The sequence below is a fragment of the Agrobacterium tumefaciens str. B6 genome, from assembly GCF_001541315.1.
Lineage (GTDB): Bacteria > Pseudomonadota > Alphaproteobacteria > Rhizobiales > Rhizobiaceae > Agrobacterium > Agrobacterium radiobacter.
In genome coordinates this window covers 181,931-197,349 of the sequence record NZ_LMVK01000049.1, presented here as the reverse complement: position 1 = coordinate 197,349, position 15,419 = coordinate 181,931, and the positions used below count along the sequence as shown (strand labels likewise).

Below are 15,419 nucleotides of genomic sequence, written 5' to 3'. Positions count from 1 at the left end.
CCTTTTCGGCTGTCTGCACAGGTGGATGATAGGCGGGCGGTCAGGCCTTGTCCATCTCATCAAGCATATCTTGTGATCCAGACTGCGCCAAAGATTGTGGGCCGTCCTACACGCTCATAACTCTTTCATCAGGTGGCGCTACCTTGGGTGCGATCCACCCTCGATTTTAGGTTCCTAATTCAATTCGCTGGGGTGAGGGCATTCGTAAGCGGCAAGGAGACCCCATCTGGCGCGGCTGATGCTGAGTAGGGTATGTCGGGCATACGAGTTCTCTGAATGTGAGGATTTATGTCTAGACCTGCGGCTAGCCGTAAGCCTCCGGTGAAGGCCACAGGTCAGGCAGCTTGAGCGTTGACGGTCGGCGGCGTCCAATTCCACGGAAGCAACTGCTCCAGCCTGATAATCGGCGTGTCGGCGATGCGGGCAAGAACGTCGGCCAGCCACGCCTGCGGATCGATGTCGTTGAGCTTTGCCGTCATGATCAACGTGGCCATGAAGGCTGCACGATCCGCGCCGCGGTCTGATCCGGCGAAGAGCCAGGACTTCCTACCGAGTGCGAAGCCTCGCAGGGCTCGCTCCGCGGCGTTGTTCGTGAGGCAAATCCGGCCATCCTCCAGGAATGATGTGAAGCCATCCCAACGCTTGAGCATGTAATCGATCGCCTCGGCGACCGGAGAACTGCGCGACAGTTTTGCACGCTCGGTTTGAAGCCAGACCTGCAGACTGTCGACGAGCGGCAGGCTTTCCTTGCGGCAACGTTCCAGGCGTTGATCGGCCGTAAGCCCGTTGATCTCCCGCTCGATATCGAACAGGCCGTCGATCCGTTTGACAGCTTCGAGCGCCATAGGCGAGATCGGCGCGGCGTGCTTTCCGCGCTTGGCGTTCGCATTAATGTCTGCGAGCACGAAGAACTTGCGGCGCGCGTGTGCCAAACAAAACGACTGTCTTAGCGGATTTGGATCGCGATCACCCTTGAACAGCGGATTGTAGCCGCCATAGGCGTCCGCCTGCAGAATACCGGTGAAGGTCTTCAGGTGGCGTTCCGGATGCTCCTGCCGTCGATCGCGCGAGGCATAGTAAAGGGCTGCCGGCGGTGAGAGGCCTCCGAACGGCCGATCATCCCGGACATAGGTCCAAATGCGGCCCGTATCTGTCTTTCCCTTGGCCAGGATTGGCACGGTCGTGTCGTCGCCGTGCAGACGTTCGGCAGAAAGGACATGCGCTTCGATCAGAGAATGAAGTGGCTTCAACGTCGCGGCGCAAGCTCCGACCTGATCTGCAAGCGTCGATAAACTAAGGTCGACGCCCTCGCGAGCATAGCGTTCGCTCTGACGATTGAGCGGCTGGTGCTGGGCGAACTTCTCGAACAGGATCATCGCCAGCAGGTTTGGCCCGGCAAAGCCGCGTGGCGTTACATGGAAGGGTGCTGGTGGCTGCGTGATCTTCTCGCACTCGCGACAGGTAAACTTCTCCCGTACCGTCTGGATGACCTTCCACTGGCGCGGGATGACCTCCAGGGTCTCGGTGATGTCCTCGCCAAGCTTCGACAATTTGGCCGATCCGCAGCAGGCGCAATTGGCGGGAGCGGCGATGACGATGCGCTCGCGTGGCAGATGTTCGGGAAAGGGCTTGCGTGACGGACGCCTGCGCTCGAAGGCTTTGACGGTTGAAGCTTTGGCTGCGATCTCCGCGGCCAGTTCATCTTCACCGGCGTCCGCTTCCAATTCCTCGAGTTGCAGTTCCATCTGCTCCAGGAGCCGCGCCTTACGCTCGGACCGGCTGCCGTAGAGTTCACGGCGGACCTTGTCGATCTCCACCTTCAGCCGAGCGATCAGCGCTTCGGAATGCGATACGAGTGCCTTTGCACTGGCGGCTTCTGCCTTGGCGGTTGCCGCTTCTGCTTCGGCTGCAACACGTCGAGCGCGTTCCTGGGCCAGCAATGCGAGGGCACTGGCAAGGTCGTCCGGAAGCTCTTCGGTCGCGTCGCTCATGACAGGATGGAATCATATTTGACCCCATCATTCCAGTGTTTTTGCTCATCCGGCCGACGTCGGCCGCCAGGTCTTTTGCGGCATCCGCCAGTCGATGCCCTCCAGCAGATAACCGAGCTGCGCAGGCGTGATCACCACCGTGCGATCGGCCGCTGACGGCCAGATGAAGCGTCCTCGCTCAAGCTTCTTCGTGAACAGGCAAGCTCCCTGGCCGTCATGCCAGATCACCTTGATCAGGCCACCGCCTCGGCCGCGGAATACGAACAGGTGACCGCACATCGGGTCGCGCTTCAGCGCCTCCTGCACCATCAACGACAGACCGGGGAAGCCTTTGCGCATATCGGTATGGCCCGTCGCCAGCCAGACCTTCACGCCAACAGGAACCGGGATCATCGCAGCCCCAGCACGCAATCGAGAATCCGGCCAAGCGCGTCCGTGTCGATGTCGCTTTCCACGCGGACGCGTCGGCCCCGACCTAGTTCGATTGTTACATCACTGCGCTTCCGACGAGGATGGAATTTGGTGGGTGGTTCCGGCTGAGCGGGGGAGACTGTCGAAGCGGCCTCGGACACGATTACCGGCACCAAAGCCGCAGTGTCAGATCTTGGCTCCTCGATCCGACAAAGCTCTTTGCGCCAACGGAACAACTGGCTGACATGGATGCCGGCCGCGCGGGCAATCTCCGAGATGACCGCGTCTGGCTCAAAGCACGCAGCGACGAGCCGCTCTTTATCTTCGCGTGACCAACGCCGACGGCGCTCCACAGACGTGATCACCTCAATTGGATGCTTCGCCATATGACTACTCCTGGTGTTACCACTAGGACTGGCAGTCAGCAGGCCGTCATCGCAAGACGGCCTTCACCGTGGGCTTACGCCATCCCAGTATTTGGCGATGTAGGCCAAAGCCTCGCCAAGTGGGGACTTTGACACAACACGGGCACGGTGATGGATGAGCCACGCCTGCGTGTCTGCGACGAGTGGCGCTGATCGTGCCTGCCGACCTGCAAGGCGAGCCTCAGGATCAAGGCCGCGCAGCTCAGCCTCGATGCGATACAGCGCTCCGATACGTTTGACGCCGTCCTCCGCAATGGGTGCTGATCCGTTGCGGGTGATCTCGACCAGCTTGCGACGGGCGTGTGCCCAACAATAGGCAAGCCGAATGTCCGGGCCGACACGGTCAGGAGCGATCAGCCTGTTGTATCCGGCATAGCCATCGACCTGCAGGATGCCAGAGAAGCCCTGCAGTATCCGTTCCGCATGGATGCCTCCTCGACCAGGAGTGTAGGTGAAGGCCACACCCGGCGGAGCACCGCCGCCCCACGGTCGGTCATCCCGCGCCAGTGCCCAGAAGTATCCGGTCTTGGTCTTGCGCGAGCCGGGATCGAGGACCGGAGCACGGGTCTCGTCCATGAACAGCTTGGTTGAGCGCTTCAGGTCGGCAATTAGTACATCGAACACAGGCCGCAGTTCATAGGCTGCCCGACCAACCCAGTCGGCGAGCGTGGAACGGTCGAAATCAATGCCCTGACGGCTCATGATCTGGGCCTGCCGATAGAGCGGGAGATGATCGGCATATTTGGAGACCAGCACATGCGCGACGGTCGCTTCCGTCGGCAGTCCTGCCTGGATCAACCGAGCGGGAGCTGGGGCCTGGACAACGCCGTTGGTGCAGGCACGGCACGCATATTTGGGGCGGCGAGTGACCATGACGCGCAATTGCGCCGGGATCAAGTCCAGCCGCTCGGAGACATCCTCGCCAATGCAATGCCGGCAACCGCCGCAGGCGCAGATCAGGCGGCATGGATCAACGTCATCAATCCATCCTTGATACCGGGCCATGTGAACGTGTGCTCTTCCAGCCGTTTGTAGGCCATGACGATCCCGGAGCCATCCCAGTAGATCAGCTTCAACCGGTCCGCCTTGCGGGACCGGAACACGAAGACTGTTCCGGTAAACGGGTCCTTGTGCAGTTCGTTCTTCACCAGTGCCGTCAATCCATCATGCCCCTTGCGGAAGTCCACAGGTTTGGTCGCTACCATGATCCGCACGCGGTTCGATGGAAAGATCATGTCGCAGCCGCCAGGCAACGAGCGATAGCAGCAATCCGGTCCACATATGCCCCTTCCTCAAGACGGATTATGACGGGACGGAGGACGATCTCAGGGTGGCTAACCGTTTTAGGAGAAGGTTCCGAAACCGAAACTGGCGGATCGACGATCAACGCCGCGAACTCTCCCACACCCCCCGGTGCGGGCAGGACCGGCTTGCCCTGCCGCGCCATCGTCCGCCAGGTGGAAAGGCTGTTGGCTCGCAATCCATAGCGCTGGGCAACTTCATTGACCGTCGTGCCAGGCCTCAAGCTTTCCGGAACGATCTTCGCTTTGACCTCGTCCGGCCATTGGCGATGAGCCTCATGTACAGCCTTCCTGGTTGTGAGAAACTCCCGTTCTTCATCCATGTGACGTCGATCACAGATCAGGCGACGGCGCACAATGCGGGGGCAGAACACCGGTTACACTGAGGACGCGGCCAGCGGCCTCAAATCTACTCAGTATTCGGTGAGGGGTTCCGATAGGTTCCTCTTCACCAATTCCTCGATGGCTTCTCTCTAGCAAAGAAGGACGCAAGCGCGGCGGTGGCCAGCTTGTGGCCGAAAGCTCGGGTGGTCTCCAACCCCAACGGATCAAAATGACTTCGAGCGACCTCGAGCAACGCAACCGGAAACATGCGTGAGGTCTGAACGAGAACGGATTTTTCTGTAGTTAAAGGGATCGGATAACTTTTAAGGGCCACGCGAAACGATCCATCTGCCAGCATGCTTTCGAAATCGTCCAACGCGCGCCTTAAAATCATTTGTAGCGACTTCGAGGGACTGTATTGCCGAACGAGGTTGTCATATGTTTTCGACACTTGAGGCGCGGGCGGTCGCGCTGAAAGAAAAACCTGGAGCTTTTTCGGCGACGGAGGTGGGCTAAGGGCATCCACAGTTAGCTTAAGTTGTCGATCGGGACTGTAAATGTGCTCAGCGACGGGAGGCTCACGTTGCTGGTCTTTTTCGTCGGCTTTTTCAGGCAGGTGCTGGAGGTCCAGCTCCTGGGGAACAAGTGTCGGGTTGGGATGGTGGATCTCGGATCGAGCAACAGCAAGCCGCCGTGCTTCGCTAACCGACAACGCGGGCTTGCGAATTGCCATCTTCAAGCCTCCAAGATTTTGCTGATCAGTTTCGAAATGACCACGACTTCCTCCATCGCAATCCGAAGATTCCTCTCTATGAGGCGCATCGTCGGATCAGTTCCCATGTTTAGTAATGTAAGATGCAACATGCCGCGTTCTTTCATCGCGGAAAATGCATCTCTTTCATGCATGGGAGATGGTACAACTGGAAGGCTCTCTAGCATCTCTGACATCCTGCGTTGCGATGTTGTCAATCGGCCGACCGGGACGCGTTGGCGCAAAACCGCTGTAGGAATTGCCAAATTTTCACTCAACATCAGCTCGATGACGTAGCGGTAGGTAGATAGTGCCTCATCGATGTCGAGCGGCGTTAGCATGGTGGGGATCAGAAGCAGGTTTGAGCTAGCGATGATTGTGTTGTTGAGCTCGCTAGAGCCGCCACGCGTATCGGCCAACGCATAATCAAATCCTTCGAGCTCGGCATTTTCATAGGCTGCCTCAAGAAGGGGCATTTCGTCGGCGGAATAGACTTCACAGCGAGGATCCCAGGTACTGCTTTGTAAGGCGTTTTCTCTCCATCGCGTCAGAGGCCGGTTTTCGTCGGCATCGAAGAGGGCCACTCGTTTACCGTCATTTGCCAAAGCAGCGCAAAGGCCCATGAGTGCGGTGGTTTTGCCAGCACCCCCTTTGAAAGAGCAAAACGTCAAAAGTTGCATATTCTGATCCCGCCTGTCCTGTGAAACGGAGTGCATTTGTATTTTTGTTCGTATAAATGTTTTTGTGATTATCGATGAGTAAAAGCGTTGTTACACTATTTTTTATTTCAAATTCGTTATAATTAAATTGCAATTGTAGCAATTATATTCGGTTTTTCCTGTAAATATACTGTTGATTTCATATCGAGTAGGGCTAGACTTTAATCTGTCTACCCGGGCACATTTCGTGCTGGAGTATTCAGACCTTCCGCTTTTTTTGGAGGAAGCTATGTCAAAACACACCAGAGTCACGTCGAGTGAGACTGCCATCAACCAGCATCGATCCCTGAACGTTGAAGGGTTTAAGGTCGTGAGTGCCCGTCTGCGATCGGCCGAGTATGAAACCTTTTCCTATCAAGCGCGCCTGCTGGGACTTTCGGATAGTATGGCAATTCGCGTTGCGGTGCGTCGCATCGGGGGCTTTCTCGAAATAGATGCACACACCCGAGAAAAGATGGAAGCCATACTTCAGTCCATCGGAATACTCTCAAGTAATGTATCCATGCTTCTATCTGCCTACGCCGAAGACCCTCGATCGGATCTGGAGGCTGTGCGAGATGAACGTATTGCTTTTGGTGAGGCTTTCGCCGCCCTCGATGGCCTACTCCGCTCCATTTTGTCCGTATCCCGGCGACGGATCGACGGTTGCTCGCTATTGAAAGGTGCCTTGTAGCACTTGACCACGCACCTGACGGGAGAAAATTGGATGCCCGATCGCGCTCAAGTAATCATTCGCATTGTGCCAGGAGGTGGAACCAAGACCCTTCAGCAGATAATCAATCAGTTGGAGTACCTGTCCCGTAAGGGAAAGCTGGAACTGCAGCGTTCAGCCCGGCATCTCGATATTCCCGTTCCGCCGGATCAAATCCGTGAGCTTGCCCAAAGCTGGGTTACGGAGGCCGGGATTTATGACGAAAGTCAGTCAGACGATGATAGGCAACAAGACTTAACAACACACATTATTGTAAGCTTCCCCGCAGGTACCGACCAAACCGCAGCTTATGAAGCCAGCCGGGAATGGGCAGCCGAGATGTTTGGGTCAGGATACGGGGGTGGCCGCTATAACTATCTGACAGCCTACCACGTCGACCGCGATCATCCACATTTACATGTCGTGGTCAATCGTCGGGAACTTCTGGGGCACGGGTGGCTGAAAATATCCAGGCGCCATCCCCAGCTGAATTATGACGGCTTACGGAAAAAGATGGCAGAGATTTCACTTCGTCACGGCATAGTCCTGGATGCGACTTCGCGAGCAGAAAGGGGAATAGCAGAGCGACCAATCACATATGCTGAACATCGCCGCCTTGAGCGGATGCAGGCTCAAAAGATTCAATTCGAAGATACAGATTTTGATGAGACCTCGCCTGAGGAAGATCGTCGGGACCTCAGTCAATCGTTCGATCCATTTCGATCGGACCCATCTACCGGCGAACCGGACCGTGCAACCCGACATGACAAACAACCGCTTGAACAGCACGCCCGTTTCCAGGAGTCCGCCGGCTCCAGCATCAAAGCCGACGCACGGATCCGCGTATCATTGGAGAGCGAGCGGAGTGCCCAACCATCCGCGTCCAAAATCCCTGTAATTGGGCATTTCGGGATTGAGACTTCCTATGTCGCTGAAGCCAGCGTGCGCAAACGAAGCGGCATTTTCGGTACTTCTCGCCCGGTGACTGACGTTGCCATGCACACAGTCAAGCGCCAGCAGCGATCAAAACGACGTAATGACGAGGAGGCAGGTCCGAGCGGAGCAAACCGTAAAGGATTGAAGGCTGCGCAAGTTGATTCCGAGGCAAATGTCGGTGAGCAAGACACTCGCGATGACAGCAACAAGGCGGCTGATCCGGTGTCTGCTTCCATCGGTACCGAGCAACCGGAAGCTTCTCCAAAGCGTCCGCGTGACCGTCACGATGGAGAATTGGGTGGACGCAAACGTGCAAGAGGTAATCGTCGCGACGATGGGCGCGGGGGGACCTAGAGACAGGAAGGACCGAATAATGGCAAATGGTCAGTTCACGATACGCTCTGCTGGCCCGGCCTCCGTCGGACTGACGGGCGAACGCCGTGGAGCCGCATCCGCCTCTAGCTCTGCACTGTCCAATGTTCAAGGAGATGTCAGGGATAGGCCGATTCCAACTAGCTCATCAAGATTACCAAATGCAGCCATATTGCGTGATTCTTCGGAAATAGCGTCGACTGGTCTGCGGTACGTGGCGGCTACTCTTCATTGGTCTGAGATCGCGCCATTATCGTTAATAAATAAAAATGACCTGGCTCCGGCCGCTTATGACTTTGAGACGCGAAATGACGCAGGAAATGTGACTGCCAAAGTCGGCAGGGCAGTCCCTGTTCCCAAGCAAGGCAGGCTCGGGAAAATGCTCGCATCCGTACCCCTTAGTACACGTATATCAAGGGTCAATTCCGACCGAAGACTGCCCACTGACGCAGAAAACCACCCTGAAACGCGCGACCCCCGGAAAGGACGTGGCAGTCATGGTGTGACGCCAGCCTTACATGAGAAGATTGGAACCGCGTTTGTTCGAAGGTTGCGAAAGATACGTACTGTATTGTTTGCAGTTGCTGCCAGACTCGGAGCGCGTTGATGATGGGTGAAAGGATTTCGGTGAAGTCATGAATTCCAGCAAGACTTCGCCCCAGCGAATGACCCTGAGCATCGTATGTTCGCTGGCAGCCGGTTTTTGTGCGGCCAGCTGCTATGTAACGTTTCGCCGGGGCTTCAATGGCGAAGCGATCATGACGTTTGACGTTTTCGCTTTTTGGTATGAGACCCCGCTTTACTTGGGTTATGCCAGCACCGTCTTCTGGCGTGGTTTATCTGTTGTCATCTTTACCTCGCTGGCTGTTCTTTCAAGTCAGCTCATCATATCGCTGCGCAATCAGAAGCATCACGGGACGGCTCGTTGGGCAGAAATTGGCGAAATGCAGCATGCTGGTTATCTGCAGCGTTACAGTCGCATCAAGGGGCCGATCTTTGGAAAGACATGTGGTCCTCTTTGGTTCGGCAGTTATTTGACCAATGGCGAACAGCCACACAGTCTTGTCGTCGCGCCAACGCGTGCTGGCAAAGGCGTCGGCATCGTCATTCCAACGCTTTTGACCTTCAAGGGCTCGGTAATCGCCCTCGACGTCAAGGGAGAATTGTTTGAACTGACATCCAGAGCACGCAAAGCGAGCGGCGACGCAGTTTTCAAGTTTTCCCCCCTAGATTCTGAGCGGAAGACTCATTGTTACAATCCGGTCCTGGATATTGCCACACTTCCGCCCGAACGCCAGTTCACTGAAACACGCCGTCTTGCTGCGAACCTTATTACGGCTAAGGGAAAGGGAGCAGAAGGCTTTATTGACGGCGCACGTGACCTGTTCGTTGCGGGAATCCTTACTTGCATTGAGCGTGGCACACCAACTATTGGCGCGGTATATGACCTATTTGCGCAGCCTGGCGAAAAGTATAAGCTTTTTGCGCAACTCGCGGAGGAAAGCCTAAACAAAGAGGCTCAGCGTATCTTCGATAACATGGCGGGCAACGACACGAAAATTCTGACATCGTACACCTCTGTGCTGGGCGACGGTGGACTGAACCTCTGGGCTGATCCGCTTATCAAAGCAGCGACAAGCCGGTCAGATTTTTCCGTTTACGATCTCCGGAGGAAGAAGACCTGCATTTATCTTTGTGTCAGTCCCAACGATCTGGAGGTCCTGGCACCACTTATGCGCCTGCTGTTTCAGCAGCTCGTGTCAATCTTGCAGAGATCGCTGCCAGGTAAAGACGAGTGCCATGAAGTTTTATTTCTCCTCGACGAATTCAAGCACCTGGGCAAGCTTGAGGCCATAGAGACCGCGATCACAACCATCGCCGGTTACAAAGGCCGCTTTATGTTTATTATTCAAAGTCTTTCGGCCTTGACGGGCACATACGATGACGCAGGAAAACAAAACTTTCTGAGCAATACTGGCGTGCAAGTATTTATGGCCACGGCTGACGACGAGACCCCAACCTACATCTCAAAAGCTATCGGCGAATATACGTTTAAAGCGCGTTCGACCTCTTACAGTCAAGCCAGCATGTTCGACCACAACATCCAGATTTCTGATCAAGGTGCAGCCCTTTTGCGCCCCGAACAAGTGCGCCTGCTAGACGATCAGAGTGAAATCGTTCTCATCAAAGGGCGACCTCCACTCAAATTACGAAAGGTACAATATTATTCCGATCGTACGCTGAAACGGCTTTTTGAACGCCAGATGGGCTCTCTGCCTGAGCCCGCACCCTTGATGCTTTCCGACTATAGCAACGATCAAGTTCAATCCCACTTGGCTGAGATAGCAAATTTCAATGAGGATGCTGCACCGCGAAACAGAACTGTGGCCGAGGACCATGGAAGTGTTAAAGTCGGTGCTGATATCCCTGAACGCGTGATGGGAATAAATGGTGACGAGGACCAAGCCGATGCGCGTGAGATACCGCCGGAATCGGTTGTGCCTCCCGAATTGACGCTGGCTCTGGCCGCTCAACAGCAATTGTTGGACCAGATTATTGCACTTCAGCAAAGATCGAGGTCCGCACCGGCACAGCCTGCGAAATGAAATTAAACTGGGTGCAATTCGTTTCAGGCGGCATGTTGCGGTTCGACAAAGTGTACGCCAGATCCCAATTGTCCCTTTACGAGGTGTCGGTATGACAGGAAAGTCGAAAGTTCACATAAGGAGTTCGGCTGACACGCTTCCTGACGGAAGTATTACCGCCCCTTTTTCAACCGGACTTTCTGGGGATCAGGCTGATGCCTCGTTTGAGGCCCAAACCGACTACAGCCAGTCTACTTCCGTGTCGTTTACCTATGATGGTGTTAAACTTGGTCCTGCCGAGCGTGCGGCTTACGAAAACTGGTGCGAACCGGGCCGGCCCACGTGGAAAGACCTTATAATCAAGGCACGTGTCGATCCAATTGACGATGTGATCTGGCTCCGAGATTTAGAAGAGGACACCCCCTCAACCTTCAGATACGAAGGGATGCCTTTGGGCCTCGGGGAACGAAAGGCCTACGAAAATTGGCAAGAGGACGCTCAGCCGACATGGGAAGACCTTGTTGTCAGCGCACGCATGACGGAACTTGGCCGTCCACACGGGATTACCGGCGAGTATACCTCCCTCGCAGGGTCGAAGAATACAAGTTCAATTTCATTGAAGCGAAAGCGGAGCAACTTAATTGATGATGAGAATTCATCCGGATCGTTTTCATATGACGGGATGAAGCTCGGGGAAGCCGAGCGTTCTGCATATGGTGACTGGGCCGAGGCGGAGCCACCGACTTGGAAAGATTTGGTATTGAGGGCACGCGTTTCCTCGATCAATGACTCTGCGTGGCTTTTTGATTCACAAACATCTTCATCATCATTTGAATACAACGGTGTTCCCTTAGGCGAGCCGGAACGGCAGGCTCTCAGACAATGGCAAGGAGACGCTCAGCCTACCTGGGAAGATCTCGTTGTTAACGCGCGTATGGCAGAACTTTGCCATGCTGGTTGGATTGAAGGTCAGAAAGGTTGCTTTGAAAAGCGCGGGGAGGCTCTGCACGCGTCGGAACGCGGCTCGCAACGCCCCATTGTTCAACGGACAGATTCCTCCGATTCTTTTTTGTATGACGGCAGAAGGCTCGGAGCCCCTGAGCGAACTGCTTATGAACGCTGGAGTAAGAGGGAACGCCCGACCTGGGAAGATCTCATCTTGGATGCACACCAGGCCAGGATTGAAAGTGATGCTGTTACGACCCAAGCGATTGGTCAGTCGTCCTCACTGGTTTTCTTATATGAAGGAAAGTCGCTCGGATGCAGGGAACGAGAGGCTTACGAAAAATGGCGGCAGCCAGCTCAACCGCGATGGCAAAATCTTGTAGTGAACGCTCGTCTGGCAGAGTTGGATCCCTCAGTCTGGATTGCCGATGAGCGCGATCCGCTTGATGATGGCGACGCGCTTGGTCGCCCGTCGTACACAAGCTTGACGGATAGATCAGACGTCCCTTTAGACGATCAATCAATCTATCATCGTTCCGACCTAGTAAGGGAGCAGGTGTCAGAATCGTCTCAAAAGCAATTCGCAGCATGTTCAGAATCTGAAACGATTCCTGTGTCATGGTTTACTGCTTCTGGGTTAGATGCAAACAATACGGAAAATATCGCCGCCAGCGATCCCGTCGATGGCACGGGGGGAGTTAAGCGGTTAGGCTCCAAAAGCGACAGAACCGTTACAGCTTCTATCCATGACGTGAATTCCAGCACGAAGCGACTGTTGCTTAACGAATTTGGATTGGAGGCTCCGCGCCCTTCGCCAGAAAAGACTGTTCGCTTAAGAAGCGACAATATTGGCACCTATGGGAGCCGGAGAAATGAACGAATGCGGCTCGCGACCGAAACCGGTGCGTACGAGTCGGAGCATATTTTCGGGTTCAAGGCTGTCCACGATACCGCGAGAGCGACAAAAGAGGGCCGGCGTCTCGAAAGGCCCATGCCCGCCTACCTTGAGTATAAGGGGCTTCATCGCCAACATGTTGGCACCGGGAGAGGACGGACCAAACTTGTCGGGCGCGGATGGCCGGATGACACAAGCTATCGCTCGGATCAAAGGGCAACTCTGTCGGACCCCGTTGCGCGCTCGGAAGGCGCGACGGCGTCAAATGGGTATCAATTGAACCAATTGGGTTACGCGCACCAACTTGCTAGCGATGGTCTGCAAAGTGAATCGCCCGATGGTGTTGCCTTGCCAATTCAAGTGGCAACAACGAGCTACAACTATACAGTGAGCCGCGATCCTGTCCTTGTTCCGCCGGATAAAAACGAAGCCCCTCAATTGCTGCATCTTGGTCCCCGTGGGCAAACCGAAGCTGTTCTTGCCCGCGAAACAGCATTGACTGGAAAATGGCCGACTCTCGAGCGTGAGCAGCAAGTGTATCGCGAGTTTTTGGCCTTATATGACGTCAAAAAGGATCTTGAGGCCAAATCCGTCGGCGTAAGACAGAAAAAAAAAGAAGTTAGTTCTGCCTTAGACCGAACTGCGCGCTTGATAATCACGTCGCCTTCGAAAGCTCGATCCGAAGCAGAGACTGAAAAAGCCATTGACGAGCTCGATGATCGACGAGTTTATGATCCGCGTGATCGAGCTCAAGACAAAGCGTTTAAACGCTGATAAGTCGCCAATATAGTGATCATTTGCAGTATTCGCATCGATCGCTGGTTGATATTCTGCCGCTGGTCGACCGGCTGCTCGTCACCAACAATGCTCACAGGGATACGATGGCCTCGACAGTCAGGCCGCGTGCGTCCAGTCTTTCCAGTTCCTCCCTTTCAGGTCGATTGTGGCATCATTTATTGCCTGCTCATTGCAGTTGAAACGCGATATCCGTTTCAAGACCCGAGTATGGATGGTACTTTGGAGATATGAGCACTTGCCAGACTTCCCGGTCGGAGACTTAAAAATTCCGATAAGAGGTTACTGACGACGGACCTTATAAGTGGGTCGTCTAGTGGTCGCACTGATCAAAACAGTTCCGCCCCCGGCTTTGCTCAAAGTAGCAAAGCAGCTTTATCTCGGGTTGCAGAGGATTTTCTGGAAAACCGCAATTTTGCAGGAGAGAACATATGGCCATCATCAAGCCGCATGCGAACAAAAATAGGACAACCTCGCCGATAGAGAGACCGGAGTCTCTCATAGAGGAAATGAGTGGCAGTAATCCGCCGATTGGTTTTACAAGTCTGGATCTCGCTATGATCGAGCTGGAGGACTTTGTCCATCGGTGCCCGCTCCCAGGAGACAATCTTGCTGGTCAGAAGGAGTGAGACGATGGATCTTTCTGGCAATGAGAAATCCAGGCCTTGGAAGAAGGCGAATGTCAGTTCCAGCACCATCTCCGATATTCAGATGACGAATGGCGAAAACCTTGAATCAGGGAGCCCTACCCGAACGGAAGTTTTAAGCCCACGTCTGGATGATGGATCGGTCGATTCCTCCTCCAGCCTTTATTCTGGCAGCGAGCACGGAAATCAAGCTGAGATTCAAAAAGAGCTGTCCGCCTTGTTCTCGAACATGTCTTTGCCAGGCAACGATCGGCGCCCGGACGAATACATTCTCGTGCGTCAAACGGGACAAGATGCTTTTACTGGTATTGCCAAAGGCAACCTCGACCACATGCCCACCAAGGCGGAATTTAACGCGTGCTGCCGTCTCTACAGGGACGGAGCCGGTAATTACTATCCGCCACCTCTCGCGTTCGACAAGATTAGCGTTCCAGCCCAACTGGAGGAAACATGGGGGATGATGGAGGCGAAGGAACGTAACAAACTACGGTTTCAGTACAAGTTGGACGTATGGAATCATGCGCACGCTGATATGGGGATCACTGGCACAGAGATCTTTTATCAAACAGATAAGAACATAAAGCTCGACCGGAATTATAAACTAAGACCTGAAGACCGATACGTACAAACAGAGAGATACGGGCGCCGGGAAATTCAAAAGCGATATCAGCACGAACTCCAGGCTGGTTCGCTGCTGCCCGATATTATGATCAAAACTCCCAAAAATGACATCCACTTCGTGTACAGGTTTGCCGGCGACAATTACGCCAACAAACAATTCAGCGAGTTTGAACACACCGTCAAGCGCAGGTATGGCGGCGAGACTGAGATCAAATTGAAGTCAAAGTCAGGCATTATGCATGACTCGAAATATCTGGAATCCTGGGAACGGGGCAGTGCGGATATTCGCTTCGCGGAATTTGTTGGCGAAAATAGAGCTCACAATCGGCAGTTTCCAACTGCGACCGTAAATATGGGACAGCAGCCAGACGGGCAGGGCGGTTTGACCCGCGACCGTCATGTGAGCGTTGAATTCCTAATGCAAAGCGCACCGAATTCGCCTTGGGCGCAAGCTTTGAAAAAGGGAGAACTGTGGGATCGCGTTCAGTTGCTTGCTCGCGACGGCAACCGCTATCTGTCGCCTCACAGATTAGAATATTCTGACCCTGAACATTTCACCGAGTTGATGAACCGGGTTGGTTTGCCCGCATCGATGGGTCGGCAAAGCCATGCGGCTAGTATCAAATTCGAAAAGTTTGACGCGCAGGCAGCGGTTATTGTCATAAATGGCCCGGAGTTGCGTGACATCCATGACTTGTCTCCTGAAAACCTGCAAAATGTGTCCACCAAAGATGTCATCGTCGCCGATCGCAATGAGAATGGTCAGAGAACTGGCACGTACACCAGCGTCGCGGAATATGAGCGCTTGCAGTTAAGGCTGCCAGCCGATGCAGCGGGGGTGCTTGGTGAAGCAGCTGACAAATACTCACGTGATTTCGTTCGGCCAGAGCCGGCGTCGCGTCCAATCAGTGACAGCCGCAGGATATACGAAAGTCGACCGCGTAGCCAAAGCGTCAACAGCTTTTGACGTTCCTTCTGCCGCGTCAATGAGGAAGCTCGTTGACCCGGGT

13 protein-coding genes and 1 pseudogene are annotated in these 15,419 nt (G+C 54.6%); 6 read left to right on the top strand and 8 right to left on the bottom strand.

Annotation, left to right across the window (positions count from 1 at the left end):
• Positions 1 to 335: 335 nt before the first annotated feature.
• The 8 genes and pseudogenes from ASB65_RS23650 to ASB65_RS23615 all read right to left on the bottom strand — a co-directional run bounded on the left by ASB65_RS23650 (position 336) and on the right by ASB65_RS23615 (position 5,883).
• A complete protein-coding gene (locus ASB65_RS23650) occupies positions 336 to 1,991 on the bottom strand; it encodes an IS66-like element IS66 family transposase (RefSeq protein ID WP_060725487.1) in 1,656 nt (551 codons plus the stop codon).
• Between the two features lie 45 nt (positions 1,992 to 2,036).
• Complete coding sequence (gene tnpB / locus ASB65_RS23645; protein ID WP_040132297.1) at positions 2,037 to 2,384, bottom strand: IS66 family insertion sequence element accessory protein TnpB; 348 nt, start codon at positions 2,382 to 2,384, stop codon at positions 2,037 to 2,039.
• On the bottom strand, positions 2,381 to 2,788 hold the full coding sequence (tnpA, locus tag ASB65_RS23640; protein ID WP_040132299.1) for an IS66-like element accessory protein TnpA: 408 nt from the start codon (positions 2,786 to 2,788) through the stop codon (positions 2,381 to 2,383). Before tnpA ends, tnpB (ASB65_RS23645) begins: the two co-directional genes overlap by 4 nt.
• Before the next feature lie 75 nt (positions 2,789 to 2,863).
• Positions 2,864 to 3,796 (bottom strand): annotated as a pseudogene (gene tnpC, locus ASB65_RS23635) (IS66 family transposase); the annotation flags it as partial.
• Positions 3,784 to 4,032 (bottom strand): IS66 family insertion sequence element accessory protein TnpB, encoded by a 249-nt coding sequence (tnpB, locus tag ASB65_RS28410; protein ID WP_172690849.1) that lies wholly within the window; start codon positions 4,030 to 4,032, stop codon positions 3,784 to 3,786. The gene tnpB (ASB65_RS28410) and the pseudogene tnpC, both read right to left, overlap by 13 nt.
• 26 nt (positions 4,033 to 4,058) lie before the next feature.
• Complete coding sequence (locus ASB65_RS28405) at positions 4,059 to 4,451, bottom strand: transposase (RefSeq protein WP_060725486.1); 393 nt, start codon at positions 4,449 to 4,451, stop codon at positions 4,059 to 4,061.
• A 125-nt stretch (positions 4,452 to 4,576) separates the two neighbouring features.
• Positions 4,577 to 5,185, bottom strand: a complete 609-nt coding sequence (locus ASB65_RS23620; protein ID WP_010892499.1) for a conjugal transfer protein VirC2 — start codon at positions 5,183 to 5,185, stop codon at positions 4,577 to 4,579.
• A gap of 2 nt (positions 5,186 to 5,187) precedes the next feature.
• Positions 5,188 to 5,883, bottom strand: a complete 696-nt coding sequence (locus ASB65_RS23615; protein ID WP_010892500.1) for a conjugal transfer ATPase VirC1 — start codon at positions 5,881 to 5,883, stop codon at positions 5,188 to 5,190.
• Positions 5,884 to 6,151: 268 nt separating this feature from the next.
• On the opposite strand from ASB65_RS23615, the gene virD1 reads away from it, so the two are divergent.
• From virD1 to ASB65_RS23585, 6 genes are all read left to right on the top strand, one after another.
• The gene (gene virD1 / locus ASB65_RS23610; protein WP_010892501.1) at positions 6,152 to 6,595 is read left to right on the top strand and encodes a T-DNA border endonuclease subunit VirD1; all 444 of its coding nucleotides are present in this window, start codon (positions 6,152 to 6,154) and stop codon (positions 6,593 to 6,595) included.
• Between the two features lie 33 nt (positions 6,596 to 6,628).
• Positions 6,629 to 7,903, top strand: a complete 1,275-nt coding sequence (locus ASB65_RS23605) for a T-DNA border endonuclease VirD2 (RefSeq protein WP_010892502.1) — start codon at positions 6,629 to 6,631, stop codon at positions 7,901 to 7,903.
• A gap of 653 nt (positions 7,904 to 8,556) precedes the next feature.
• The gene (gene virD4, locus ASB65_RS23600; RefSeq protein ID WP_010892504.1) at positions 8,557 to 10,527 is read left to right on the top strand and encodes a type IV secretion system ATPase VirD4; all 1,971 of its coding nucleotides are present in this window, start codon (positions 8,557 to 8,559) and stop codon (positions 10,525 to 10,527) included.
• A gap of 91 nt (positions 10,528 to 10,618) precedes the next feature.
• A complete protein-coding gene (locus ASB65_RS23595) occupies positions 10,619 to 13,120 on the top strand; it encodes a hypothetical protein (RefSeq protein WP_010892505.1) in 2,502 nt (833 codons plus the stop codon).
• Between the two features lie 452 nt (positions 13,121 to 13,572).
• Complete coding sequence (gene virE1 / locus ASB65_RS23590) at positions 13,573 to 13,770, top strand: type IV secretion system effector chaperone VirE1 (protein ID WP_010892506.1); 198 nt, start codon at positions 13,573 to 13,575, stop codon at positions 13,768 to 13,770.
• A 4-nt stretch (positions 13,771 to 13,774) separates the two neighbouring features.
• On the top strand, positions 13,775 to 15,376 hold the full coding sequence (locus ASB65_RS23585; protein WP_010892507.1) for a type IV secretion system single-stranded DNA binding effector VirE2: 1,602 nt from the start codon (positions 13,775 to 13,777) through the stop codon (positions 15,374 to 15,376).
• Positions 15,377 to 15,419: the final 43 nt, after the last annotated feature.

Excerpts from the sequence above, each read along its gene's own strand:
- virD4 (WP_010892504.1), top strand. The coding sequence starts at position 8,557 with ATGAATTCCAGCAAGACTTCGCCCCAGCGAATGACCCTGAGCATCGTA.
- tnpA (WP_040132299.1), bottom strand. The coding sequence starts at position 2,788 with ATGGCGAAGCATCCAATTGAGGTGATCACGTCTGTGGAGCGCCGTCGG.
- ASB65_RS23605 (WP_010892502.1), top strand. The coding sequence starts at position 6,629 with ATGCCCGATCGCGCTCAAGTAATCATTCGCATTGTGCCAGGAGGTGGA.
- virE1 (WP_010892506.1), top strand. The coding sequence starts at position 13,573 with ATGGCCATCATCAAGCCGCATGCGAACAAAAATAGGACAACCTCGCCG.
- ASB65_RS28405 (WP_060725486.1), bottom strand. The coding sequence starts at position 4,451 with ATGGATGAAGAACGGGAGTTTCTCACAACCAGGAAGGCTGTACATGAG.
- ASB65_RS23615 (WP_010892500.1), bottom strand. The coding sequence starts at position 5,883 with ATGCAACTTTTGACGTTTTGCTCTTTCAAAGGGGGTGCTGGCAAAACC.
- tnpB (WP_040132297.1), bottom strand. The coding sequence starts at position 2,384 with ATGATCCCGGTTCCTGTTGGCGTGAAGGTCTGGCTGGCGACGGGCCAT.
- ASB65_RS23595 (WP_010892505.1), top strand. The coding sequence starts at position 10,619 with ATGACAGGAAAGTCGAAAGTTCACATAAGGAGTTCGGCTGACACGCTT.
- tnpB (WP_172690849.1), bottom strand. The coding sequence starts at position 4,032 with ATGGTAGCGACCAAACCTGTGGACTTCCGCAAGGGGCATGATGGATTG.
- virD1 (WP_010892501.1), top strand. The coding sequence starts at position 6,152 with ATGTCAAAACACACCAGAGTCACGTCGAGTGAGACTGCCATCAACCAG.
- ASB65_RS23585 (WP_010892507.1), top strand. The coding sequence starts at position 13,775 with ATGGATCTTTCTGGCAATGAGAAATCCAGGCCTTGGAAGAAGGCGAAT.
- ASB65_RS23620 (WP_010892499.1), bottom strand. The coding sequence starts at position 5,185 with ATGGCAATTCGCAAGCCCGCGTTGTCGGTTAGCGAAGCACGGCGGCTT.
- ASB65_RS23650 (WP_060725487.1), bottom strand. The coding sequence starts at position 1,991 with ATGAGCGACGCGACCGAAGAGCTTCCGGACGACCTTGCCAGTGCCCTC.